This is a genomic window from Lebetimonas sp. JS032, from assembly GCF_000523315.1.
Taxonomy (GTDB): Bacteria; Campylobacterota; Campylobacteria; order Campylobacterales; family Nautiliaceae; genus Lebetimonas.
Genome location: NZ_ATHS01000003.1, coordinates 1 through 22,474, shown reverse-complemented (window position 1 = coordinate 22,474; position 22,474 = coordinate 1). Strand labels below are relative to the sequence as shown.

The window sequence follows — 22,474 nt, the reverse complement described above, 5'->3', positions numbered from 1 at the left end:
TTTTTTATGAAATTATACCAATTTTCATTAATTTTACACTTTTCATTTTCCATCATTTATTTTCCATTTTACATTTAGATATAGCAACGCCTTCTCTCACACCGTCATCACACACTATACATTCTTTGTATTTGGTAAGTTTAAAAATTTCCCTGAATATATAAATTCCGGTAATTATCAAATCACCTCTGCCAACACCCACTAATTTCTCTCTTTTTTTCATTTCCATTTTCATAAGTTTATCTGCCCAATAATCCAAATCTGCCAAAGTTATAACAGTTCCGTTTATTTTTTCCGGATTGTATGTATTATAATTCATACCTTTTTTCAAAGCCGCTATGGAAGTCGGGGTTCCGCTGCTTGCAACAAAATTTTTTGGTTTTTTGTGTGTTGAAAATGCAAGGTCTATAAAATCTTTAAAAATTTTGGCCTTTTTCTTAACGGCTATTTTTATTGCGTCAGGTGTTTTATATTTTTGCGTAAAAGTTACAATCCCTAATTTAAAACTTTCAGCCATTATATTGTCTTTATTTTTTAATATAAATTCAGTAGAGCCTCCACCTATATCAATCAAAAAAAATCTTTCATTTTCAAATCCACATTTTTTTAAACAGTTTTCTACCGCAACCGCCGTATAATTTGCTTCCTCAAAAGGAGTGATTATCTCAAATTCCACACCTGTTGCCTCTTTTATTTTATTTAACACATATTCTTTATTTTTAGCACTTCTTAAAGCTTCCGTTGCCACAGCTTTTATCTTATATTCACCAAATAGTTTTTTTATATCTTTAATAGCATCTATAATTCTATTTATTGCCTCGTCGGAGATTCGGCCTGTCTCAACCAGCCTGTCGGCCGTTTTTATGATTCTTTCAAATTCGTTCAGCTTTTCATTTGTAGCACAATCATATTTAATAGCCCTAATTGTGTTGCTTCCTAAATCAATTGCTATCATTTCTGCCTTTCTATTTAATTTATAATTCAAAATTCACTACTCACAACTCACAACCCCGCCGCTTTTCAAGCGGCCGGGCAGACTTTCACCATTTTCACTATTCCCTTATCTGCCCGTTTCCATATATTTTATATTTATATGTTGTTAAATCATCTATCCCCATAGGGCCTCTTGCGTGAAGCTTGTTTGTTGAAATACCGACTTCTGCCCCAAATCCGAAAACACCCCCGTCTGTAAAACGAGTAGATGCATTCACATATACACAGGCACTGTCAACCCTGTTTAAAAATTCTTCCGCCACGGAATAATTTTCTGTTATAATACTGTCACTGTGCCCTGAACCGTATTTTTGAATATGTTCAATCGCATCTTTTGCATTATCAACTATTCTGATTGAGAGTATTTTATCCAAATATTCTGCAAACCAGTCTTCTTCTGTGGCTTTATTTATATCAATATATTCCAATGTAATTTCGCAACCTCTAAGCTCAACCCCTTCATTTTCCATTGCCTCTTTTATTTTGGGCAAAAATTTTCCCGCAATTTCTCTGTCCACTAATAATGTCTCCATTGCGTTACAAACGCCTGGTCTTTGAACCTTTGCGTTTATACATATATTTAGCGCTTCATCCAATTTAGCATCTTTATGGACATATACATGACACAGACCTTTATCGTGTTTGACCACCGGGACTTTTGAATTTTCACTTACAAATTTAATTAATTTTTCCCCTCCCCTTGGAATAATTAAATCTACAAATTTATCCTGTTTTATAAGAGTGCTGACCCCTTCCCTGCTGTAATCCGGTATTAAGGAAATTGCATCTTTTGGAAGTGAGTTTTTTTCCAAAACATATTGAAGCAGCTCAATAATAATTATATTTGAATGCATAGCCTCTTTTCCGCCTTTTAAAATACATGCATTTCCGCTCATAAAACAAAGTGCTGCGGCATCGCTTGTAACATTTGGACGGGATTCATAAATTATACCTATTACACCGATAGGAATTTTTACTTTTTCAATCCTAAGGCCGTTATCCAAAACCCAACCGTCAATTATTCTTCCCACAGGGTCTTTTAATTTGGCAATATCCCTGAGGGCCTCGGCCATTGATTTTATTCTTTTTTCATTCAATAAAAGTCTGTCAATAAGTGCATTTGAAAGTTTGGCATTTCGGGCATATTCCAAATCTTTTTTATTTGCATTTATTATTTTTTCTTTGTTTTTTTCAATTTCATCAGCCATTTCATTTAAAACTTTTCTTTTTATATCCGCTTTTAAGGTTGCCGTTATTCTGCTTGCTTCTTTTACTTTTTGTAACACTTCTTCCATATTAATCCTTTTTTATATATTATTTTACCATAATTAAAAATTTAATAAAAAAAGCCCGTAAAATAATGAATATTTATTCATTAAATTTTTAAAAATATATTGCTTTTTAAAAACCGTTACTTTTTTACACATAAAAATTAATAATTGAGAATATTTGAAACATTGATAAACAATTGAGTTATAATAAAAGAAAAAAAAAGGAGTGTAAATGCCTCAAAATTCATGTGATAAATTATATGATTTAATAATTATAGGAGCTGGTCCCGGAGGTGTGGCAAGTGCTATAGAAGCAAAACTTGCGGGTATAAATAAATTTATGATTGTGGAAAAAGCCGACAATCATAACGATATGATTAGAAAATTTTATAAACCGGGGAAAAGAGTCGATAAAGACTGGCAGGGTAAAAAATTTGAATTTATCGGAAACGTAACTTTTGAAGAATGTTCAAAAGAAGAATATTTAGCCCAGATGGACAAAAAAATAAAAGAGAATAAAATCGAAGGCAGATTTTATTATAATCACCATGTATATGCAGTTAAAAAAATATGTGATGATATTTTTGCCGTTGCGACAGACCATGAACTCGGAGCAATTCTTACAAAAAATGTAATAATTTCAATAGGAAGAATGGGAAAACCGAATAAACCGGCTTATAAATTCCCGGGAGCCATAAGACCAAGACTTAATTTTAACCTTGATAAAGTGCAACCGGGAGAAAAAGTCTTGATAGTCGGCGGCGGAGATACAGCCGGGGAGTATGCATACGGCCTTGTGGATATGAATATCGGATGCGATGTCACATTAAATTACAGAAGAGATAAAATCATAAGAATGAACCCTACAAATAAAGATATGGTTGAAAAATATATAAACGAAGAAAAAATTCATTCAAAACTCGGTGTGGATATAGAAAGCGTGGAACCTGTGGAAGATGATGACGTCACTCCTCCGAGGGTAAAAGTAAATTATAAAGACTCTACAAGCGAAATTTTTGACAGAGTTGTTTATGCCTTAGGCGGAACAAGCCCGGTTGATTTTTTAAAAAACAGCGGAATTAAACTAAATGAATGGGGTGAGCCTCATTATAACCCCGAAACAATGGAAACAAATATAAAAGGATTATATACAATAGGAGATGTTGTTACAAGTGCCGGAAGTATAGCCTTGGCATTTAACCATGCACATCTTGCTCTCAAAGATATAGCCAAAAAACTTTAATTTTTTTTGGCATCGCATTTTAAAATTTCTATAGATTTGATTTTATTTACTCTTTTTATCAGTTCATCCAGTTCGTTTAACTGTTCTTCACATTTTTTTTGAAGTTCGTCTCTTTTTTCCTGTAAAATTTGAAGCTCTTTTTCAATCTGTTCCATCGGAATGGCACATTCTTTCGCAGCTTCCTCCTCTTTTTCCAAAGCCCACTCAGTCATTTTTTTGATAAAATCTTTCAGCACATCAATCCTTTTTTAGAAATTATATCATAAGGAGACAAAATGCTAAAAAAGGCGGCAGAATTAATTCAAACTTCCAATTACACGGTTTCGTTTACAGGTGCGGGTATATCTGTTGAAAGCGGTATTCCGCCGTTTAGAGGGCCAAACGGCCTATGGAGTAAATATAATCCTGAGATTTTGGATATGAATTTCTTTTTAAATCATCCCGATATCAGCTGGAAATACATAAAAGAAATATTTTACGATTATATGTATAACGCCAAACCGAACATTGCCCATTACTGCCTGACAAAACTTGAAAACTTGGGAAAACTAAAAGGTATAATTACACAAAACATAGATAATCTGCATCAGGACGCCGGAAGCAAAAATGTTATTGAATTTCACGGCACTACCAAAAAACTGGAATGCATAAAATGTAAAACAAAATATGTTTCAAATAAAATATCTTTGGATAAATTACCGCCGCTCTGTCCGGAATGCGGAGGAATTTTAAAACCGGATTTCGTATTTTTTTCTGAGCCTATACCAAAAGAAGCATTTGAAAAATCCATAGAACTTGCCCAAAAGTGCGATTTAATGATTATTATCGGAACAACTGGGGAAATAATGCCTGCAAGTCAGATACCTTATTTAGCAAAAGAAAACGGTGCTAAAATTATTGAAATAAATCCGGATAAATCAACTTATACAGACACTATAACAGATATTTATATTCCTCTAAAAGCAACCAAAGCTTGTGAAAAATTACAAAAACTGCTAATATAACATCAAAAAAGGAAAAAAAATGAAAATCGCCATTCCTACTTCAAATGAAAAAAACATTTGCGAATATATTCCTTTTTGTAAACATTTTCTTATAATAGACACTGATACAAATATAAGAAAATTAATAGAAAACCCGATGTTTGAAATTGTAAAAAAAGAAAAAATAAAGAAAAAAGAATGCGGTGAAAACGGCCTTCATACAGGAGAAATAATTCCAAAATATTTAAAATCATTCGGTATTGAAATGTTAATTGCAAAAAGTTTAGGGGAGGGAATACTCGATAATCTGGAAATTTTTGAAATAAATTATAAAATTACCGATTCGGACAAAATAGAGGATATATTACTCGGCTTTTAATTTTGTTGCAAATAAAAGACCTATTAAAAGCATACAAACACTAAACATAAATAAAACATTATATCCCAAATATTTAAGGGTTATTCCTCCCGGGATGGCAAAAAATAATCCAATAGAAGTTATTGTGTTTTGAATTGCCACATATATGGGTCTTTTATCTTCAGGGGCTATTTCGAAAAGCAGATTCATACCGCTTATTTTAAACCCGTCCATTGCAAAACCTATTAAAAAGAAAACAGCAGCATAACTTACAATATTTTTAGCAAACATTGCAATTATAAAAGCCGTAATTACCAATGTATAAGAAGATAAAATAATTTTCTTATAAAAAGGGGCCAGTTTTTTCCAGACTATATTGCCGCAAAGTGCCCCAAACATCTGTATAGTGACAAAACTTCCCACAATCCAGCCGGTTAAATGTATGGAGCTTTTGGCTTTTAAAATTACAAAAGGAAGCGCAAATAAAACAGAATAACTTAAAAGAATAGTTAATATCTGAATTTGAAGTGCTTTGTCCGTTTTTAAAAAAATATATGAATTTTTCAAAAATTTAAAAAAACTCTCTTCTTTAATTCTTATATTTTCTTTAACAGGTTCTTTTATGGTTGAAAATGCAAAAACACCTATACCGAACAAAAAAGCACTTACCATAAAAAGAAATCCGTAACTTTGAGGCGCCTCGAATGTATTAAGCACCCATCCTGCAATCCCGCCGCTAATAATTGCACCTACGGCGGAAAAAAACTGTCTGTTTGCCATTGATTTACCGCGCTCGGTTTTATTAAAAATTTTTGCAATTATCTCACTGAAATATACAGCCCCAAATCCTGCCGAAAAAGAAAAAACAAAAAGAAGTATTCCGAAAAGCAGCAATGTAAGAGAAGGGGTTTTATCTCCTATAAATAAAATTACAACACCTATTAAAAACCAGCTTAAAAACCTTACAAAAAAAACACCTCTCATATAAGGCATTACTATTTTATAACTCTGTGCATAAAAAGCCGCAAAAAGCTGAACAATTATCGCCCCTCCCCTTAAAAGAGAAGTAAAAATACCCACAAGTATAACGCTCTGGCTGAAATGGTGGACAATAAGAGGTAAAATAGTCGAAGGCTCGGCCACGCTCATTGCAACTGCCAAAAAAAATCCGTGCAGTATATTTTTTATATTATTTTCTTTATAATTCATTATTTCCTTTCATATTTACTCACCACCCCGCCGCTTTTCAATCGGCCGGGCAAGTTCACCACTCACCACTCACCACTCACCACTCACCACTCACCACTCACCACTCACTTATATTATATCCCGCCTCACTTAAAAATCTGCTTGGAGCGTATTGTATATTTTTAATTCTGTCTCTTTTTGCCAGCATAAAAAAAAGTTTATCTTTCGCCCTTGTTACGGCTACATAAAAAAGGCGTCTCTCTTCTTCAATTCCCCCTGCCGGTTTTGAAAGTTTGATATTCGGAAATCTTTTTTCCATTAAATCCACGATATAAACTTCTTTAAATTCCAATCCTTTACTTGCATGCACCGTTAATAAATTGACACCCCTGCCTTCGCTCATTTCATTTCCCCCGAGTACCAACGCATTTATAAATTTTTCCAAAGATGAATAATTTTTAAGTAAATTTTTTAAAATTTCCACTTTTCTTTTTATTGCATCTTTTTTTTCTTCATACAAAGCTGTATCTATTTTTCCGTTTTTGTCACGGGAACGCTCTTTTGCCAAATTTGAAATTATATGATCAAATATTTTGGAATGAATAAGTTCATTAAAAATAGAATGTGGGTTTTTTAAAATTTTTATTCTTTTTAAAAACAGATAAAAATTATATAAAAATTCGGCGCCTTCAATTCCAAGTTTGGGATGTTTTAAAATAGGATTTTCCAAAAATTTCTCCTCAAATCCCAAATTTTTAAATCTGCTTAAACTCCCCAGTTCTATAAAATCATCAAAAAGACCCAACTGATAAGATGTCTTTTTTGCTGTAAATATTTTTTTATTCAAATCCGGTTTTAAAAACCCTTCTATCACATTTCCGTTTCCCAAAACACTCAAAGCCTCAAATAAATCGGTTGCGATGGAATTTCCTATTCCTTTTGCATTTTCCACTATATGAATAAAAGACATAATGTCTTTGGGATTTAAAATAAAATATAACATATCAAGGGTTATTTTGATTTCTTTTGATTCAAAAAAACCGACCCCGCCTTTTCTCCTGCATTCAATTCCTTTTTCCCTTAAAACCGCCTCAATGGCATCTGCCGATGAATTGTTTCTAAAAAGTACCGCTGTTTCGTTTTTTGCCGTAGTGGAATTTAAAATCCTGTTTGCCAAGTCTCTATATTCCTCAAATGTATCGTTATAAATCAATACTTTTGGAAATTCTCCCGAATATCCCCTTGTCACTTCCAAACTTTTTGGATAAACTCTCGGATTATAGGCTATCACTTTATTTGCAATTGATAAAATTTCCCCGTAACTTCTGTAATTTTTCGTCAGTGTAAAAATTTTTGCATTATTATATCGTTTATCAAATGTGGAAATAATATTAATATCCGCTCCGTTAAAGGCGTAAATACTCTGGTCATAATCCCCGACACAAAAAAGATTTTTTTTAACATTTTCTATAAATTCGTTTTGCAGGGGATTAGTATCCTGGTATTCATCAACCAATACCTCCGTATATGGATTTTCAATTCCGTTTTTGAGCTCATTAATCATATATATTAACAGTGAATCAAAATCAACAAGATTATGTTTTTTTTTAATTTCTTCATATTCCTCAAATATATCCTCATAAATAATTGAATATTCAAGCTGGCTGGGTGCTTTTTTTTCTAAAAAATTCTCAAAATTTTCTTCATTTGAATTTAAAAACATAGAATAAAGTTCAAAAAGATAATTGGCGCTGTAAGGCTTTTCTTCCCCCAATATTCTGTTAAAATCCCTTTTTGCATAAATAGAACGGAATAAAATCTTCATATCTTTAGGTGTTTTTAATACTATATTTTTATTTAATTTCCTTAACCATCTGTAACTTACGGCGTGAAATGTTCCTGCTTCAATATTTTTAGCACTCGGAATAAAGCGAGAAACCCTTTCTTTCATTTCATTTGCGGCTTTGTTTGTAAAGGTTAAAAGCAGTATTTCTTCCGGTTTTAAACCGTTTTGAAGCAGATATGCGATTCTTCCTATAATTGTTGAAGTTTTTCCCGTACCGGCACTTGCTATTACCAAATTATGACCAAGCGGAGCGCTTGCAGCGACAAATTGTTCTTTATTTAATTTCGATAAAGGCAAAAGCACCCTTTTTGGTGGAATTATACTATTATTCTTTTATAAATTCTCCTATTTTTGCATAACCTTCATTATCTAAAATAATCTGGGAACAGGTTTTGTTTGATTTATTAAAAATAAAAGGGGCTTTAAAATTAACAACCGCTTCTGTAATAGGCTCTTTCATTACAACATTGCAAAACACTTCTATATCAGAATTTTCATTCAAATCCAAAAGTACTTTTACATCGTTTGGCACTTCAAAATCAAAATTATTTTTTAAAATAAAAGGATTAATCAATGTAAATAAAACATTCCCTTTAACATCTTTTAAAACTGCAAACGTTTCATCAATCTTTTGAAGTTCCACTTCGTTTATTTTTTCAAATCCAAAAATCGGTTTTTTAACTGAAAATTTCATCATTTCTCCTTAATTTTTAATTTCTGTCCCTATTCCTTCGCTTGTTAATAATTCAAGCAAAATGGAATGCTCTATTCGCCCATCTATAATATGGGCTTTTTCAACCCCTTTTTCCACTGCATCAAGTGCAGCTTCAACTTTTGGAATCATTCCTCCGGCAATTGTGCCGTCTTTTTTTAAATTTTCTATTTCTTCTTTTGTAAGAGAAGAAATTAAATTTTTCTCTTTATCCAAAACTCCGGGCGTATCCGTTAAAAATATCACTTTTTTAGCTTTAAGGGAAGCGGCTATTTCACTTGCAGCGGTATCTGCATTGATATTATATCCCGGATGAGTTGCACTCTCCCCTGCCGCTATCGGCGCAATTACCGGAATTAAGTTTTCCAAAACCAATTTATTTATAAAAACCCCGTTAACCGAAGTAATTTTTCCGGTGTATCCCATTAAAGATTTAGCCCTCATAAAAGACATATCTTTTCCGTTTATACCTATTGCTTTTGCCCCGTGCTGATTTAACATATTCACTATTTCCTTATTAATTTCACCGCTTAATACCATTTCGGCAATTTTTATTGATTCTTTTGTAGTAACTCTTATTCCGTCTTTAAATTCAGTTTTTACATTCAGGGCGTTTAAAATTTCCGTAATTCTTTTGCCTCCGCCGTGGACAATAACAGGTTTTATCCCGACCATATAAAGCATAGTAATATCAATGGCAAAACTCTCTTTTAATCTTTCGTCAATCTGAGCCGCACCGCCGTATTTTATAACAATTGTTTTTCCGTAAAATTCCTTTATAAAAGGAAGGGCGTCAAGAAGTGTTTCAACCGTTTTTATCTTTTTTTGCATTTTATCCCTTTAAAAAATGAAATCTATAAATTCTTTTATTTCTTTAAAAAACTGTTTAAATAAATTATTTCTTATTTTTTTGTTAAATATTAAATTGCTTACCATTACAAACTCGTTTTATATTTAATAGGATCTTTTATTCCCGCCTTTTCAAAGCCCTTGAGCCTTAGTCTGCAACTGTCGCATACTCCGCAGGCCTCCTCTTCATTTTTATAGCAGCTCCAGGTAAGTTCAAGCGGCGCATTGACTTTAATGGCTTCTTTTACAATATCTTCTTTTTTTAGATGAATTAAAGGGGTTTTAATTTCAATAACGGTTTCAGGTTTCGTTCCGGCATTAATTGCATTTTGCATTTTTTTTATAAAATCTTCCCTGCAGTCCGGATAACCGCTGCTGTCTTCCTCCACAACCCCTATAAAAACGGCGCATGCTTTTTCTTTTTCCGCAATAGCTGCTGCAATTGAAAGAAATATACCGTTTCTAAACGGAACATATGTAATCGGAATTCCGGGTTTTATCCCCTCCGTCGGCACTTCAAGATGTGTATCCACAAGGGCGCTTGCCCCGATTTGGGTAAAAAAAGGCAAATCAATTATATACTTATTGGTAATTTTTGCAAATTCACAAATATCGTTAAATGCTTTTAATTCCCTTTTTTGGGTTCTTTGTCCATAATTAAAATGAACAGGTATTATGTCATATCCTTCTTTTTTTGCAATAAACAAAGCTGTAGTGGAATCCATTCCACCGCTCAAAATTACAACGGCTTTTTTCATTTTTACTCCTAATATTAAACACTGCCTTAATCAAAAATTTACATTATTTATTATAATTTTACTAAAAAAAGGAAAATAATGATAGATTTTGACAACAGGAGTAATTATAATTTTAATATAAACAAATTAAAACCGGTTTATGAATATCTCACAGATAAAGATATAGAACTGATTTTAACAGATAATAATGAAATTAAAGCTTTAAATAAAGAATACCGCAAACTGGATAAACCCACAGATGTATTAAGTTTTCCTCTTGAAAATATTCCCGGTATGCCACTTGGCAGTATTGTAATTTCAATTGATAAGGCAAAAGAAGGCTCTGTTAATTTTGGTCACTCAATTGATGAAGAAATAACACTGCTTTTTATCCACGGGCTTTTGCACCTGCTTGGATATGATCATGAAATTGACAACGGGGAGATGAGACAAAAAGAGGCTGAAATAATTAAAAAATTCAATCTGCCTGAAAGTTTAATTGTTAGAAGCTAAATTGATTTTATAAAGTTTTTTCCTCTCTCTGGAGCTGGGGATTTCAAGGGCGTCCCTGTATTTGGAAATAGTCCTTCTTACTAAATTAAGATTATATTTTTCATTTATAATATCCGTTAATTTATCGTCGCTTAAAGGCTTGCTTTTATTTTCATTTTTAATAAGCTCTTTTATTTCTTCTTTTATCTGTCTTGCTGAAATTTCTTCATCCAGGCCGAAAGAAAAAAAATTTTTAAGAGGTATTGTACCTTTGTCACATAAAAGATATTTGTTTGCAATAGCTCTGCTGATAGTGGAAGGCGCATATCCCAACTCATCAGCCAAATCTTTTATTTTCATGGGTTTTATAACTCCGCCTAAGAAAAATTCATACTGAATCTCAACAATCATAAGGGCAATTTTTTTTAAAGTCTCCTTTCTCATTTCAAGTGCTTCGACTATATTTCTCGCCTCTTTAAATTTTTCTTTTACATATTCATTGTTTAATTCTTTTTTATTTATATTTACTTCGGGATAATGTTCGTCATTTAGTTTTATTTCCAGATTTCCGTCATTATTTAAAACTATAATTTCAGGAATAATTTCCTCGTCCTTAAAAAATTCACCCGCAGGAATAATGTTAAGCTGTTTTATTACTTTTAAACTCTCTTCATAACCATCTTCATCAACATATCTGTCTATATGCTCCAAATCTTTTATTATGGCTTTTGAAAGTCTATATACCTTTTCATCTATATTCAGAGTTTCAATCTGAAAAAGCATAGCTTCTTTCATATCTTTTGCACCTACACCTGAGGGCTGTAGATAAATAAAACGTTTTCTTATTTTTTCCACTTTTTCAGGCTCCACACCTGTTTTTTGCGCTATTTTTTTAATATCACCTTCAAAATAACCTTCATTGTTTAAATCCTGGATAATTTCTAAAGCAATGCTTTTTGATTTCTGTGTAGGGAAAAAGTGGGAATTTTCTATCTGTTTTATCAATGTTTCATATAAAGTAGATTTAGAAGTGGTTAAAGCTTCTATTTCGTCAGTGTTGGCATTTTTAAGATTACTGATTGTAATAAATCTTTTGTTTTTAACCTCCAAAAAAGGATTTTCTTTTGAAATTTCATTTATTTCTTCAAACAAATCATCTACGCTTGCTTTTAAAAACGGTAAAAAATTCAGCAGTTTTGTAGAAAGTTTATTTGTTATTTTTGTTTTTAATTTCATAAAGAAAAATCCTCTCCCAAATAGCTTTTTCTGACTTCTTTATGAGATACAATTTCTTCGGCTTTGCCCTCAGTCAATATAAGTCCGTCTTTTAAAACATAGGCCCTGTCGCATATTGAAAGCGTCTCCCTGACATTATGGTCTGTAATAATTATACCGATATTTTCCTTTGAAAGAAAAGTTATCAGATGCTTAATGTCATTTACATTCACAGGGTCCACCCCGGCAAAAGGCTCATCAAGAAACAGAAATTTGGGTTTTACGACAAGAGCCCTTGCTATTTCCACCCTTCTTCTTTCACCTCCGCTCAAATTTATACCTTTTCTTTTTCTTATAGGCTCAATATTGAATTTTTCAAGCAAATCTTCCACCACTTTTTCTTTTTCTTTTTTGTCATAATATTCTTCCGCAACAATATATAAATTATCTTCAACACTCAAATCCCTGAAAATTGAGCTCTCCTGCGGCAGATAACCGATACCTAACCTGGCTTTTTTATATAAAGGGAGTTTTGTCACATCTTTGTTTTCATAAATAACTTCCCCGCTATCAGGTTTTAAAAGTCCGCAGATTAGATAAAAAGTTGTTGTTTTTCCGGCACCGTTAGGCCCGAGTAATCCTACAACCTCCCCTCTTTTAGCCTCAATGCTGACACCTTTTATAATTAAATTTATTTTAAAAGATTTTTTAAGATTTTTTGCTATAAGTTTTGACATTCAAAAAGCCTTTTATCATTATCTATCGTAATTTTTATAAAAAGATATTCAATTCCGAAACTTTCCAAAACAGGGGTTAAATCTTCTCCCCATTCGATAAAATGATATCCCTCTTTTTCAAGTTCATCCAAAAGCCCGAGACTTAAAAATTCATTTACACCTTTATTGTATAAATCATAATGAAAAATTATGCCTTCATAAATATTTTGAATAGCAAAAGTGGGGGAAGTGGCATTTTCTTTTATACCCATCCTTTTGACAAACTCTTTAACAAGTGTGGTTTTTCCGCTTCCAAGAGTCCCGCTTAAAATAATAATATTTTTACCACTATTTTTTATACAATCAATTACATTTTTTAAATCTTCAATTGTTTTTATCTCAAATTTTCCATTTTCCATTATACATTTTCCATTATTTTAGTTTATTGCTGATTTCTATTATTTTTTTAAGATGTTTTACAGCCCTGCCGCTGTCAATCGCTTCGGCAGCCAAATTTAAACCTTCCTCAATTGAATTTGCTTTTCCGTCTACAAAAAGTGCGGCACCGGCATTTAATAAAACTGCTTCTCTTTTAGCATCCTTTATAACTCCTTCTAAAATTCCTCTGGTGATTTTTGCATTTTCTTTTGCATCTCCTCCTACTAAATCTTCTTTTTTCCCGTTGATTCCAAAACTTTCAGGTCTGATTGTTAAATCCTCTAATTTAACCCCGTTATAATAAACAGCTTTGGTTGGCGCTGCAACTGAAATTTCATCCATTCCGTCAAGACTGCTTACAACCATAGCCGAATTTATATCCATAAGAGTTAAGGCTGATGCAATTTTTTCCACAAAATCGGGAGAAAAAACTCCTAACAAATATTTTTTTGCTCCGGCGGGATTGGTAAGAGGACCTAAAATATTAAAAATAGTCCTATGACTCAAACTTTTTCTAATTGGCATAATATATTTCATTGCCGGATGATGATTTATTGCAAAAATAAATGTAAAGTGAGCCTCTTCTAACATTTTTACCTGATTTTGGGGAGTCAGATTAAGATTAATTCCTAAAGCTTCAAGCATATCCGCACTTCCGGACTTACTTGTAATGCTTCTGTTTCCGTGTTTTGCCACAACACTTCCAAGAGATGATATTAAAAGGGCTGTTGTGGAAGAAATATTAAAACTGTTGGATTTATCCCCGCCCGTTCCTACAATATCAATTAATTTGTCTCTTAGTTCATCACTCACAGGGAGTTTAACGGAATGCTCTCTCATAACATCAGCGGCGGCGGCTATTTCGCTGGGGCTTTCCCCTTTTTTATAGAGTTCAATCAAAAAATCTTTTGCTTCATCTTCTCTCATTTCATTATTAAAAAGTTTCTCAAATTTTTCTCTTGCCTCATTATACTCCATTTATTCTCCTTATTAAAAATTTTTAACTTGGAACTTGGCAACTTGGCTACTCACCACTCACCATTCACCATTCACTATTTTCACCATTTTCACACTTTCACTCTCAATTTAGCTTACAAACTTTCCGCTTCTGATTCTGTCCGCTTCCATAATCTCAATTTCCCTTGCACCGCTTACGACTATTCCTTCATCAGGCACATAATTAAGTTCATTGTTGCGCTCTTTATAATCAACGGCATTTAAAATTACTTTCATAGCATTTAACCTTGCCAAATGCTTATCATCACTTCTGATAACAGTCCAAGGGGCGTAATGCGTGTGAGTTGCTTTTAGCATTTTATATTTCATTTCTGTAAATTCATCCCATTTATCCTGTGCCTGCAGGTCTATTTCACTTAGTTTCCACTGCCTCAAAGGGTCTCTTCTTCTTTTCTCAAACCTTTTAGCCTGTTCTTCTTTTGAAATTGAAAGATATATCTTAACTAAAATTGTCCCTTCCATTACAAGGGATTTTTCAAACATAGGGCATTCTTCAATAAAAGTTTCATACTGCTGCTGAGTGCAAAATCCAAAAACGGGTTCAACCATTGCCCTGTTGTACCAGCTACGGTCAAACAATACCATTTCTCCGCCTCTTGGAAACTGTTCTACATATCTTTGAAAATACCATTGGGTTTTTTGAACATCGCTCGGTTTACCAAGGGCAACCACACGGTAGTGTTTTTCGTTCATATATCTGACAATTCTTCTAATAGTCCCGCCTTTTCCCGCTGCGTCTCTTCCTTCAAACAAAACAACCATTCTTACAGAATTTTCTTCCAAATAATTTTGCAGTTTTATAAGCTCGGCCTGATATGGCTTTAACTGCTGTTCCTGCAAATATTTTTTTAACGCTTTTTTATTGGAATATTTTAACTCAACATAATCATTTATCAAATCATCCAGTTTCATTTTTTTATTGCCGACTAATACATATTCCGGATTTTTAATTTCATTTATGTTAATTTCCTGCATTTACAACCCCCGGTATTTTTTGATATTATACCAATTAACAAGTGAAAAGTTAAAATTGAAAAATGAAAAAATGTCACTTTATACTTTTAATTTTTAAAAAGGGGATTTTATTGATTATAGCCATTTATAATATAAAAGGAGGCGTGGGCAAAACCACAACATCTGTTAATTTAACATATGCGGCTGCCAAAAACAGTAAAGTTTTATTATGGGACTTAGACATTCAGGGAGCTAGCAGTTATTTTTTTAATAAAAATCCGAAAAAAAGAAAAATTTATAAAAAGCCTGTAGAAAAAATAATCAAAAATACAAAATACAGCAATATCTACATAATTCCAGCAGACACTTCACTTGAAAGATATAAAAATTCGATAAAAACAATACTTCAGGACATAAAAAACTTATATGATATAATAATCATAGACGCCCCTGCGGTTTTAAGCCCCCTTACAAAAGACATCGTAAAATATTCGGACATTGTAATTGTTCCGGTTCTTCCCAATATTTTATCACTAAGGACTTATAACCAGCTGGTAAAAGAGAATTTAAATAAAAACATTAAACTTTTTGTAAACGCCTTTGAAAGAAAGCCCACGCACAGGGAAATTATAAAATGTATTTTAAAGCTTCCTAAATCACAGTATCTTAAAACGTATATTCCAAAAGACGAAAGAATCGAGAGAATGGCTGTTGATAAAATGAGCGTAGTGGAAAAATATCCCAAAGACAAAATATCAAGAGCCTATGAAAAACTTTTAAAAGAGATTATTTAGACCTGTTTACAATTTTATCCGCCAGAATTTCTAATTTTTGTATATTATATTTTTCAATTGCTTTTTTAGCACTGTCCACCAAATTTTTGGCTTCCAGCAGACATTTTTCTATAATCAAATCCTCTTGCATTTTCTCTTTTATCCAGTTTTTTTCATTTTCATTTAAATCTTTTTTAAACAGTGAAACCAATTTTTCTTTTTCTTCATTATTTAATCTTTCAAACAGATAAATATAAGGAAGCGTGGTTTTTCCTTCTTTAAAATCATGCATATTTGGTTTTCCAAGCGTTTTTTCATCCTGGGTAATATCCAAAACATCATCAACTATCTGAAAAGCAAGCCCTATGTTTTTACCGTACAATCCGAAATCGTTTTCATCAAAACCTTTTGTAAGTGCAGCCGCCCTGCATGCCGCTTCAATCAATGAAGCTGTTTTTTTATAAATCATCTGCATATATTTATTTTTATCAAGGTTTATTTTGTTTGAGAGTTTCACATCTTCAAGCTCTCCCTGAGAAAGCAAATATACTGCATTTGAAATAATTTTGGCTATTTTTTCACCAAAATCAACAAGTTCGTAAAAAGCCCTTGAATAAATAATATCCCCAAGCATAACAGCACTAAATTCCCCGTATTTTGCATTAATGGATTTCACACCTCTTCGTATGTCGGCTTCGTCAATCACATCATCATGCAATAAACTTGCCAAATGCACTGCTTCTACCACAGCGGCCAGTTTTTCAGCCTCAGGGTTTATAATTGTTATCAGTTTACCCCTGACGCCTTTTCCTTTTTGTATATCTTTATATTCTTCAAAATCCCTAAACATATCATCTAAAATATCAAAATACATTTTATTCCTTTAAATCCGCTTTTACTTTTTTACCGTTAAACAGATATATTGTAAATATTGCAATTTTACCATTAAAACCGTCAAATTTTATATAAAAATATGGATAATTATCGGGAATTTTGGCAACGGGAACTTTAAATGCGTTTTGGGAAAAAACCTGCTGAAGCTCAACCTGTCCTGGAAAATTATCATATCTGTATAAAACGGTAATAATATCGTTGATATATAAAGTCCATCTCATCTCAAACGGATAAACTTTCTTTAAATAATAAACATCCATTTTAAAAAGCTGGTCTTTTTTTAATTTAACAGTATGCGGGAATCTGAGAGGCACAGCCAAAAGAAAAAGAGGTAAAAATAATAAAAAAATTTTATTCATTTTTTGTCAGAATCTTTGACATGGTATCAATATACAAATCATTTTGCATCTCTTCAAATTCATCAGATTTATTGAAAACAACCTCGTTTATTTTTTGATCCACTTCATCCCCAAAACTCTCTTCAGCCAAAATTTCCAATGCTGCAAGCCTTTTGAACACGTCTTCCAATTCGTCAATTACTAAATTTTTATTTGCATTAAAAACAATTTCAAAAAATTTGTCTTTGGGTGTTTTGTTTTCATCAAAAAAATCATTCATAATAAACCTTTTTTTTATTTAATTTAACATATTAAATCAATTTTTGCAAATTATTTTCAATTTCTTCTATTTCTTTTTCATCTAAAACCGATTTTAATTCCTGAATAAAAAGACCTTTTTCTTTTTTAAAATAAGCCCTTAAAATTTCTTCAAAATCATCAAATTTCAAAAACGCATCCATACTTTTTTCCACACATTTTGCTTTCATAAAATCCAGCATCCTAAAAAGGATATCCCTTACTAATTTGTTTTCCAAAACAAATTTTTTAGCTTTTTCATTTGTAACAGAATAAAACTGTAAATTAAAATGATAATCTAATTCACTTCTTATATCTTTAATTAAATCCATTAATTCTTCATAAAAGGCATCCTGATTTTCCAAATTAAAATTATCCCTTAAAAATTTCATTTTTTTATAAATATCTTTTATCTCTTTTTGATGTTCAATTATCGGTTTTAACATAAATCTCCTTTATAATAAAATATAAAAACACAACACATAAACCTGTTAAGGAAAAATAAAGGGCTTTCATTTCCCCGAAAAACTGCCAGATATTTCCTATAACACCTGCCCCAAGAGCTCCGCTTATTGCGACACCTCCGTAAAATATACCATAAACGGTTGATTTATTCACTGCAAACTTTGAAATATAACTCCTTATTGCATTTAAGCTTGAAACCGTAAAAATACCCAAAAATATAAAAGCTAAAACAATTTCATTGTATAAAAGCATAAGCATAGAAAGAATTCCAAATACAAAACCTATAGACAAAATACTTTTACTGCCGATTTTATCTATCTGAATTCCAAAATAATAACTTGAAACTGTCTGAGTAAAATTATAAAGCACTATAAATAAAGGAATAAAAGCCATATCAATTCCTGCTTCCTTAGCTTTTATTATAAAAAACGAATCGTTAAACATAAAAAAAATAAACAGAAAATATATAACTAAAATTCCAAGAAGTTTTCTGTCTTTTGAAAAATCAAATTCTGTTTTTTTTCTTTTGTACGGGGCGTCATTCACAAAAAAAGCGACAATTATTACCGCTATGATTCCCGGTATCAATGTAAATACAAAAATATCCCTGAAAATATTTTCATTTTTCCCCAGATAATAAAGAGCCAAAAAAGCAATCACAGCCCCGCTCATTTCACCCGCGACGTCAAGCATTTTATGAAAACCGAAACTTTTTCCACTTTTAGCTCCGCTGTAAGCGCTGATTAAACTGTCTTTGCTCGCCGCCCTTATCGCCTTTCCCATTCTCTCAAGAGCCCTTAAAAGGGCTATGCTTTTATAAGTATGTGAAAAATAAAGCAAAGGTTTTGTAACGGCCGAAATTATATAACCTGTAACAACAAACGGTTTTACAATCTGATATCTGTCGGATAAAAAACCAAAAAAAATTCTGAAAATATATGACACAAAAGTTGCAATTGCAACGACATATCCCAGTTTATCAACACCTTCGTTTAAAACGTAAACAATAAAAAGAGGCAAAATAGAAGTAACCATACTGCTTGCCATATCCGTAAAAAAACTTACAAACCCTAAAGCCACAATATTTTTATTTATCATTTTAACTCCAAAAATAAATTATAAACCCTCCCCAGACAAAAACAGGTATAAAAACACTTACAAAAACCCCAAATGCGGAAATATCTTTTGCTTTTTTCGCCAAATGATGAAAATCTTCGCTTGCCAAATCGACCGTTTTTTCTATAGCTGTGTTAAAAATTTCCGCAATAACCGGGAAAAGCATACTTGAAAACATAAATATTTTCGCCCACAAAGGATAAGGAAGTATTACCAATACAACACTCATCAAAACAAAAAAGAATATTTCTATTTTGAAAGAAACTTCTTTAAATACTTCTTTTGCACCGTCCATTGCATATAAAAAATTGTTTTTTAAAGAATATTTCGGTTTCATTTTTTTCTTTTTTTATGAAATTATACTATGTTATAATTTTAAATATTAAAAATTTGAAAGCTTAAAAATGGATATAAACAAACTGACATACGGGCCTGTTCCTTCAAGAAGACTTGGAAGAAGTCTGGGAATAAACAATATTCCTGCAAAAATATGTTCATATGCGTGTATTTACTGCCAGCTGGGAAACACTTTAAAAATGAGCATTGAAAGAAAATCTTTTTATAATCCTGAGGATATTTATTTAAGTGCAAAAAAAAGGATTTCTTCTTTAAAAGAAAAAAACGAAAAAATTGATTATCTTGCATTTGTGCCCGACGGAGAACCTACTTTAGACATAAATCTAGCCAAAGAAGCGAACCTTTTAAAAGAATTTAACATAAAACTTGCAATAATAACCAACGGTTCTTTAATGTACAGGGAAGATGTGCAAAACGATTTAATGCAATTTGAGTGGGTCAGTTTAAAAGTTGATTTCGCAGTTAAATCCGTCTGGAAAAAAATAGACAGACCCCACGGAAAATTGAATTTTGAAGATATAAAAAAAGGATATATTGATTTTTCAAAAAAATACAAAGGTTTATTAAATACCGAAACAATGCTTGTAAAAAACATAAATGACGATGAAGAATCCCTTAAAAAAACAGCCGGATTTATAAAAACTTTAAATCCTAATAAAGCCTATATTTCAATTCCAATAAGACCTCCGGCAGAAAATAATATTCAAATTCCGGATGAAGAAGATATAAACAGAGCATATTTAATTTTCAATGATTACGGGTTAAACACCGAACTTTTAGTTCAATACGAAGGAGATAATTTTACATATACAAATGATTTTGAAAAAGACATCCTTGCCATTACATCAGTGCATCCGATAAGAGAAGACGCACTTGAGAAATTTTTAAAAAAATCCAATGCCTCATGGCAGAATGTTGAAAATCTTATAAAAAAACAGTTAATAAAAAAAACTTTTTACAACAACCATTATTATTTTTCAAGAATTTTAAAAAAAGAAGCTGTTTAATTCTTAAAAATTTTATCAATAATCAGCCCTTCCATCAGTGCCGCAATCAGTGTATACAAAGAAATAAAAAAAGTAAATTTCCAGCCGAAATAATTTAGCATAACAGGAAGAAGCGGAACTTTTATAGCCCTTGCATAAAAAAAAGTTGCAATATATCCGTAATTTAAACCTTTTTTTATCAAATTTTCAATCAGAGGATACCATCCGTACATTGGACCGTGGGAAACAACACCCGCAATTAAAGCTATAAAATATCCCATTTTTTTATTTGAAAAATATTTAATCAGTTTTTTAGGGCTTACAAAATAATTTATAATAGCCGTTATTAAAACCACTACCAATAAAATCGGTATTATTCTTATTAAAATTTTTTCACTTTTTTCCAAAGCAAAAACAAATTTATCATAATTGAAAACAGCAACAATTGTATATACAACTATAACACTTGTTAAAAATTTTATTCCACGAAAATTCAATTTATTGACTTTAGTGTCAATACAACAGACACAGAAACAATAATGGTAAAAATAAAGGAGAGTAGATTTCTGTAAACTGTAAATTTAACACCTAAAATCTCAGCTTCCGCCGGAAGCTGGACAATACCAAGAGTTACCCATGCCAGAATGAAAGAGCTCACAGCATACATTGAGACCCCTTCTTTTAACAGTTCTCCGCCTATAATATAACTGACAATCGCCTGCCCCACGGCCACAGCCCCCGCAACAGTTCCGCTAAGCGTATCCGTTACAGGATTTCCGCTAAAAAAAGAAGCCAATAAATCTTTTGATACAAAAACCTGAAAAAGCCCCACAAGCCCGATTACTGCTAAAAAAAGAGGGAGCATAAAAATTAGCTCTTTAAAAGAATTTTTTAAAATAAAAAAAAATCTTTTCATTGAATGGTCTTTAAATTCTTTTTTATAAATTCACTAAATTTTTCGAATATTTTGGTTTTTATTTTATTTTTATGATAAACAAGATAAAAATCCCTTTTTAAATTTAAATTCTTTATTTTTATTTTAAATAATTCACCTCTTTTTATTTCTTCTTTAACAGCATATTCGGAAATACAGGTTATTACATCAGGATTTTTTAAAAGCATTTTTATTTCGCTTATTGAGTTTGTTTCATAAAAAACAGGTAAATCGATATCATAAATTGCATTTAAAAACATTTCTCTTGTACCGGAACCAGTTTCTCTTAAAATCCATCTTTTATTGAAAAGTTCATCTATAAAGTATTCTTTTTTTAATTTTTTATCACTGCTTACAATTATCAGCCTGTCCTCCCCGATTTTTTCTCTGATTATGTTTTTATTTTCAATTTCACTTTCAATAAAACCAAAATCGCTTTTTCCCTCAAGAATGGAATTAACAATAAATTTTGAATTTTCATTTTTTTTATTTATTGAAATTTTGGGATAATTTTGTTTAAATTTATAAATAATTTCAGGTAAAACAAAACTTCCTATGGTTTTACTGGCAATAATATTCATTTCTCCTATTAAATTATTTTCATTGAAAAGATGCTTGGCATCTATTAACTCGGTATAATTTTTATATGTTTTTTCTTTAAAAACACGGCCGTATTCATTTAAAACAAGTTTTTTTCCGATTCTGTTAAATAAATTAACTCCCAAATCCTCTTCAAGGGATTTTAATGCAAGTGATACCGCACTTTGAGAAATATTTAATCTTTTGGCAACCGCACTAGGAGAATTATATTTGCAAAGTTCGTAAAATATATTCAATTCTTTAAGGGTCATTTTTTATCCATTAATTTTTTTAATTATTTTAACAAATTTTTTTAATTTTTTAAACCTAAAACAAATATTTATAATTTCACAAAAAAAAAGGAGTTATATGTTTACAAAAACCCAATTACCCCATACACTAAACGGAATTTTATTTGTGGGGCTGTTTTCAACTGCAGCATGGTATATTGCAAGTTTTTCTTTTTTTAAAAATTTAGGACTTTCACCTTTGATTATAGGTATAGTTATAGGAGCTTTTTATGCAAATACCTTGAGAAATCATCTGCCCCAAGAATGGAATCCTGGAATTAATTTTTCAACAAAAACCCTGCTTAGGGCCGCTATCATATTTTACGGATTCAGAATCACATTTCAAACATAGCGGCTGTAGGAATTCCTGGAATTTTCGCATCTACTATGATTGTAACTTTTACATTTATTATCCTGTCTCTTATACACATCT

Annotated in this window: 29 protein-coding genes; 7 read left to right on the top strand and 22 right to left on the bottom strand. The window is 31.6% G+C overall.

Annotated elements, in window-relative coordinates; all coding sequences use genetic code 11:
- Window positions 1-52: 52 nt before the first annotated feature.
- Window positions 53-955, bottom strand: a complete 903-nt coding sequence (locus DZ65_RS0109155; protein ID WP_024791623.1) for a phosphatase — start codon at window positions 953-955, stop codon at window positions 53-55.
- A 97-nt stretch (window positions 956-1,052) separates the two neighbouring features.
- Complete coding sequence (locus DZ65_RS0109150) at window positions 1,053-2,288, bottom strand: glutamate-5-semialdehyde dehydrogenase (RefSeq protein WP_024791622.1); 1,236 nt, start codon at window positions 2,286-2,288, stop codon at window positions 1,053-1,055.
- Between the two features lie 208 nt (window positions 2,289-2,496).
- Here DZ65_RS0109150 and DZ65_RS0109145 point away from each other — a divergent pair, with 208 nt between their 5' ends.
- Window positions 2,497-3,507, top strand: a complete 1,011-nt coding sequence (locus DZ65_RS0109145) for an NAD(P)-binding domain-containing protein (RefSeq protein ID WP_024791621.1) — start codon at window positions 2,497-2,499, stop codon at window positions 3,505-3,507.
- On the opposite strand, the gene DZ65_RS0109140 is transcribed toward DZ65_RS0109145, so the two are convergent.
- The gene (locus DZ65_RS0109140; protein WP_024791620.1) at window positions 3,504-3,743 is read right to left on the bottom strand and encodes a hypothetical protein; all 240 of its coding nucleotides are present in this window, start codon (window positions 3,741-3,743) and stop codon (window positions 3,504-3,506) included. The two genes, DZ65_RS0109145 and DZ65_RS0109140, sit on opposite strands and share 4 nt — an antisense overlap.
- Before the next feature lie 39 nt (window positions 3,744-3,782).
- Here DZ65_RS0109140 and DZ65_RS0109135 point away from each other — a divergent pair, with 39 nt between their 5' ends.
- Both DZ65_RS0109135 and DZ65_RS0109130 read left to right on the top strand, forming a co-directional pair.
- Window positions 3,783-4,511, top strand: a complete 729-nt coding sequence (locus DZ65_RS0109135; RefSeq protein WP_024791619.1) for an NAD-dependent deacylase — start codon at window positions 3,783-3,785, stop codon at window positions 4,509-4,511.
- A gap of 19 nt (window positions 4,512-4,530) precedes the next feature.
- Window positions 4,531-4,869: a NifB/NifX family molybdenum-iron cluster-binding protein gene (locus DZ65_RS0109130; RefSeq protein WP_024791618.1), complete on the top strand. Its 339-nt coding sequence runs from the start codon at window positions 4,531-4,533 to the stop codon at window positions 4,867-4,869.
- On the opposite strand, the gene DZ65_RS0109125 is transcribed toward DZ65_RS0109130, so the two are convergent.
- From DZ65_RS0109125 to queC, 5 genes are all read right to left on the bottom strand, one after another.
- A complete protein-coding gene (locus tag DZ65_RS0109125; protein ID WP_024791617.1) occupies window positions 4,855-6,057 on the bottom strand; it encodes an MFS transporter in 1,203 nt (400 codons plus the stop codon). The genes DZ65_RS0109130 and DZ65_RS0109125 overlap by 15 nt on opposite strands.
- 97 nt (window positions 6,058-6,154) lie before the next feature.
- Window positions 6,155-8,179, bottom strand: a complete 2,025-nt coding sequence (locus DZ65_RS0109120) for an ATP-dependent helicase (protein WP_024791616.1) — start codon at window positions 8,177-8,179, stop codon at window positions 6,155-6,157.
- Between the two features lie 28 nt (window positions 8,180-8,207).
- Window positions 8,208-8,576, bottom strand: a complete 369-nt coding sequence (gene fliW, locus DZ65_RS0109115; protein WP_024788309.1) for a flagellar assembly protein FliW — start codon at window positions 8,574-8,576, stop codon at window positions 8,208-8,210.
- A 9-nt stretch (window positions 8,577-8,585) separates the two neighbouring features.
- On the bottom strand, window positions 8,586-9,425 hold the full coding sequence (gene argB, locus DZ65_RS0109110; RefSeq protein WP_024788308.1) for an acetylglutamate kinase: 840 nt from the start codon (window positions 9,423-9,425) through the stop codon (window positions 8,586-8,588).
- 104 nt (window positions 9,426-9,529) lie between these two features.
- Window positions 9,530-10,201 carry a 7-cyano-7-deazaguanine synthase QueC gene (queC, locus tag DZ65_RS0109100; protein ID WP_024791049.1) on the bottom strand — a complete coding sequence of 224 codons (672 nt, stop codon included), beginning with the start codon at window positions 10,199-10,201 and terminating at the stop codon, window positions 9,530-9,532.
- A gap of 78 nt (window positions 10,202-10,279) precedes the next feature.
- Here queC and ybeY point away from each other — a divergent pair, with 78 nt between their 5' ends.
- Window positions 10,280-10,693, top strand: a complete 414-nt coding sequence (gene ybeY / locus DZ65_RS0109095; RefSeq protein WP_024791048.1) for an rRNA maturation RNase YbeY — start codon at window positions 10,280-10,282, stop codon at window positions 10,691-10,693.
- Here ybeY and DZ65_RS0109090 read toward each other — a convergent pair.
- From DZ65_RS0109090 to ppk2, 5 genes are all read right to left on the bottom strand, one after another.
- The gene (locus DZ65_RS0109090; protein ID WP_024788305.1) at window positions 10,676-11,908 is read right to left on the bottom strand and encodes an RNA polymerase factor sigma-54; all 1,233 of its coding nucleotides are present in this window, start codon (window positions 11,906-11,908) and stop codon (window positions 10,676-10,678) included. The two genes, ybeY and DZ65_RS0109090, sit on opposite strands and share 18 nt — an antisense overlap.
- Window positions 11,905-12,624, bottom strand: a complete 720-nt coding sequence (lptB, locus tag DZ65_RS0109085) for an LPS export ABC transporter ATP-binding protein (RefSeq protein ID WP_024791615.1) — start codon at window positions 12,622-12,624, stop codon at window positions 11,905-11,907. Before lptB ends, DZ65_RS0109090 begins: the two co-directional genes overlap by 4 nt.
- Window positions 12,609-13,022 carry a tRNA (adenosine(37)-N6)-threonylcarbamoyltransferase complex ATPase subunit type 1 TsaE gene (gene tsaE, locus DZ65_RS0109080; protein ID WP_024788303.1) on the bottom strand — a complete coding sequence of 138 codons (414 nt, stop codon included), beginning with the start codon at window positions 13,020-13,022 and terminating at the stop codon, window positions 12,609-12,611. The genes lptB and tsaE overlap by 16 nt, the downstream gene beginning before the upstream one ends.
- 13 nt (window positions 13,023-13,035) lie before the next feature.
- Window positions 13,036-14,019: an anthranilate phosphoribosyltransferase gene (gene trpD / locus DZ65_RS0109075; RefSeq protein ID WP_024791614.1), complete on the bottom strand. Its 984-nt coding sequence runs from the start codon at window positions 14,017-14,019 to the stop codon at window positions 13,036-13,038.
- A gap of 108 nt (window positions 14,020-14,127) precedes the next feature.
- Entirely contained in the window at window positions 14,128-15,033 is a 906-nt protein-coding gene (gene ppk2 / locus DZ65_RS0109070) for a polyphosphate kinase 2 (RefSeq protein WP_024788301.1), read from the bottom strand.
- A gap of 110 nt (window positions 15,034-15,143) precedes the next feature.
- On the opposite strand from ppk2, the gene DZ65_RS0109065 reads away from it, so the two are divergent.
- Window positions 15,144-15,806 (top strand): ParA family protein, encoded by a 663-nt coding sequence (locus tag DZ65_RS0109065; protein WP_024788300.1) that lies wholly within the window; start codon window positions 15,144-15,146, stop codon window positions 15,804-15,806.
- On the opposite strand, the gene DZ65_RS0109060 is transcribed toward DZ65_RS0109065, so the two are convergent.
- From DZ65_RS0109060 to DZ65_RS0109035, 6 genes are read right to left on the bottom strand one after another with little or no spacing between them, the layout of a single operon-like run.
- Window positions 15,799-16,659 (bottom strand): polyprenyl synthetase family protein, encoded by an 861-nt coding sequence (locus DZ65_RS0109060; protein ID WP_024788299.1) that lies wholly within the window; start codon window positions 16,657-16,659, stop codon window positions 15,799-15,801. The genes DZ65_RS0109065 and DZ65_RS0109060 overlap by 8 nt on opposite strands.
- A 1-nt stretch (window position 16,660) precedes the next feature.
- Window positions 16,661-17,038, bottom strand: coding sequence for a hypothetical protein (locus DZ65_RS0109055; RefSeq protein ID WP_024788298.1), 378 nt, complete (start codon window positions 17,036-17,038; stop codon window positions 16,661-16,663).
- Window positions 17,031-17,297 carry a DUF2018 family protein gene (locus tag DZ65_RS0109050; RefSeq protein ID WP_024788297.1) on the bottom strand — a complete coding sequence of 89 codons (267 nt, stop codon included), beginning with the start codon at window positions 17,295-17,297 and terminating at the stop codon, window positions 17,031-17,033. Before DZ65_RS0109050 ends, DZ65_RS0109055 begins: the two co-directional genes overlap by 8 nt.
- Before the next feature lie 31 nt (window positions 17,298-17,328).
- A complete protein-coding gene (locus DZ65_RS0109045; RefSeq protein ID WP_024791613.1) occupies window positions 17,329-17,760 on the bottom strand; it encodes a hypothetical protein in 432 nt (143 codons plus the stop codon).
- Complete coding sequence (locus tag DZ65_RS0109040; protein WP_024791046.1) at window positions 17,741-18,877, bottom strand: MFS transporter; 1,137 nt, start codon at window positions 18,875-18,877, stop codon at window positions 17,741-17,743. Before DZ65_RS0109040 ends, DZ65_RS0109045 begins: the two co-directional genes overlap by 20 nt.
- A gap of 1 nt (window position 18,878) precedes the next feature.
- Window positions 18,879-19,232, bottom strand: a complete 354-nt coding sequence (locus tag DZ65_RS0109035) for a diacylglycerol kinase (protein WP_024788294.1) — start codon at window positions 19,230-19,232, stop codon at window positions 18,879-18,881.
- Between the two features lie 67 nt (window positions 19,233-19,299).
- Between DZ65_RS0109035 and DZ65_RS0109030 the strand changes: the two genes are divergently transcribed.
- Window positions 19,300-20,259, top strand: a complete 960-nt coding sequence (locus DZ65_RS0109030) for a radical SAM protein (protein WP_035907612.1) — start codon at window positions 19,300-19,302, stop codon at window positions 20,257-20,259.
- Here DZ65_RS0109030 and DZ65_RS0109025 read toward each other — a convergent pair.
- The 3 genes from DZ65_RS0109025 to DZ65_RS0109015 are packed head-to-tail and all read right to left on the bottom strand — an operon-like array spanning window position 20,256 to window position 22,023.
- Window positions 20,256-20,735, bottom strand: coding sequence for a permease (locus DZ65_RS0109025; RefSeq protein ID WP_024788292.1), 480 nt, complete (start codon window positions 20,733-20,735; stop codon window positions 20,256-20,258). The two genes, DZ65_RS0109030 and DZ65_RS0109025, sit on opposite strands and share 4 nt — an antisense overlap.
- Window positions 20,732-21,154: a hypothetical protein gene (locus DZ65_RS0109020; protein ID WP_024791612.1), complete on the bottom strand. Its 423-nt coding sequence runs from the start codon at window positions 21,152-21,154 to the stop codon at window positions 20,732-20,734. Before DZ65_RS0109020 ends, DZ65_RS0109025 begins: the two co-directional genes overlap by 4 nt.
- Window positions 21,151-22,023 carry a LysR substrate-binding domain-containing protein gene (locus DZ65_RS0109015; RefSeq protein ID WP_024788290.1) on the bottom strand — a complete coding sequence of 291 codons (873 nt, stop codon included), beginning with the start codon at window positions 22,021-22,023 and terminating at the stop codon, window positions 21,151-21,153. Before DZ65_RS0109015 ends, DZ65_RS0109020 begins: the two co-directional genes overlap by 4 nt.
- A gap of 97 nt (window positions 22,024-22,120) precedes the next feature.
- Between DZ65_RS0109015 and DZ65_RS0109010 the strand changes: the two genes are divergently transcribed.
- Complete coding sequence (locus DZ65_RS0109010) at window positions 22,121-22,393, top strand: putative sulfate exporter family transporter (protein WP_024788289.1); 273 nt, start codon at window positions 22,121-22,123, stop codon at window positions 22,391-22,393.
- Window positions 22,394-22,474: the final 81 nt, after the last annotated feature.

What these genes read in the sequence shown, in the direction of transcription:
- DZ65_RS0109155 (WP_024791623.1), bottom strand. Translation starts at nt 955, where the DNA reads ATGATAGCAATTGATTTAGGAAGCAACACAATTAGGGCTATTAAATAT.
- DZ65_RS0109150 (WP_024791622.1), bottom strand. Translation starts at nt 2,288, where the DNA reads ATGGAAGAAGTGTTACAAAAAGTAAAAGAAGCAAGCAGAATAACGGCA.
- DZ65_RS0109145 (WP_024791621.1), top strand. Translation starts at nt 2,497, where the DNA reads ATGCCTCAAAATTCATGTGATAAATTATATGATTTAATAATTATAGGA.
- DZ65_RS0109135 (WP_024791619.1), top strand. Translation starts at nt 3,783, where the DNA reads ATGCTAAAAAAGGCGGCAGAATTAATTCAAACTTCCAATTACACGGTT.
- DZ65_RS0109130 (WP_024791618.1), top strand. Translation starts at nt 4,531, where the DNA reads ATGAAAATCGCCATTCCTACTTCAAATGAAAAAAACATTTGCGAATAT.
- DZ65_RS0109125 (WP_024791617.1), bottom strand. Translation starts at nt 6,057, where the DNA reads ATGAATTATAAAGAAAATAATATAAAAAATATACTGCACGGATTTTTT.
- fliW (WP_024788309.1), bottom strand. Translation starts at nt 8,576, where the DNA reads ATGAAATTTTCAGTTAAAAAACCGATTTTTGGATTTGAAAAAATAAAC.
- argB (WP_024788308.1), bottom strand. Translation starts at nt 9,425, where the DNA reads ATGCAAAAAAAGATAAAAACGGTTGAAACACTTCTTGACGCCCTTCCT.
- queC (WP_024791049.1), bottom strand. Translation starts at nt 10,201, where the DNA reads ATGAAAAAAGCCGTTGTAATTTTGAGCGGTGGAATGGATTCCACTACA.
- ybeY (WP_024791048.1), top strand. Translation starts at nt 10,280, where the DNA reads ATGATAGATTTTGACAACAGGAGTAATTATAATTTTAATATAAACAAA.
- DZ65_RS0109090 (WP_024788305.1), bottom strand. Translation starts at nt 11,908, where the DNA reads ATGAAATTAAAAACAAAAATAACAAATAAACTTTCTACAAAACTGCTG.
- lptB (WP_024791615.1), bottom strand. Translation starts at nt 12,624, where the DNA reads ATGTCAAAACTTATAGCAAAAAATCTTAAAAAATCTTTTAAAATAAAT.
- tsaE (WP_024788303.1), bottom strand. Translation starts at nt 13,022, where the DNA reads ATGGAAAATGGAAAATTTGAGATAAAAACAATTGAAGATTTAAAAAAT.
- trpD (WP_024791614.1), bottom strand. Translation starts at nt 14,019, where the DNA reads ATGGAGTATAATGAGGCAAGAGAAAAATTTGAGAAACTTTTTAATAAT.
- ppk2 (WP_024788301.1), bottom strand. Translation starts at nt 15,033, where the DNA reads ATGCAGGAAATTAACATAAATGAAATTAAAAATCCGGAATATGTATTA.
- DZ65_RS0109060 (WP_024788299.1), bottom strand. Translation starts at nt 16,659, where the DNA reads ATGTATTTTGATATTTTAGATGATATGTTTAGGGATTTTGAAGAATAT.
- DZ65_RS0109055 (WP_024788298.1), bottom strand. Translation starts at nt 17,038, where the DNA reads ATGAATAAAATTTTTTTATTATTTTTACCTCTTTTTCTTTTGGCTGTG.
- DZ65_RS0109050 (WP_024788297.1), bottom strand. Translation starts at nt 17,297, where the DNA reads ATGAATGATTTTTTTGATGAAAACAAAACACCCAAAGACAAATTTTTT.
- DZ65_RS0109045 (WP_024791613.1), bottom strand. Translation starts at nt 17,760, where the DNA reads ATGTTAAAACCGATAATTGAACATCAAAAAGAGATAAAAGATATTTAT.
- DZ65_RS0109040 (WP_024791046.1), bottom strand. Translation starts at nt 18,877, where the DNA reads ATGATAAATAAAAATATTGTGGCTTTAGGGTTTGTAAGTTTTTTTACG.
- DZ65_RS0109035 (WP_024788294.1), bottom strand. Translation starts at nt 19,232, where the DNA reads ATGAAACCGAAATATTCTTTAAAAAACAATTTTTTATATGCAATGGAC.
- DZ65_RS0109030 (WP_035907612.1), top strand. Translation starts at nt 19,300, where the DNA reads ATGGATATAAACAAACTGACATACGGGCCTGTTCCTTCAAGAAGACTT.
- DZ65_RS0109020 (WP_024791612.1), bottom strand. Translation starts at nt 21,154, where the DNA reads ATGAAAAGATTTTTTTTTATTTTAAAAAATTCTTTTAAAGAGCTAATT.
- DZ65_RS0109015 (WP_024788290.1), bottom strand. Translation starts at nt 22,023, where the DNA reads ATGACCCTTAAAGAATTGAATATATTTTACGAACTTTGCAAATATAAT.
- DZ65_RS0109010 (WP_024788289.1), top strand. Translation starts at nt 22,121, where the DNA reads ATGTTTACAAAAACCCAATTACCCCATACACTAAACGGAATTTTATTT.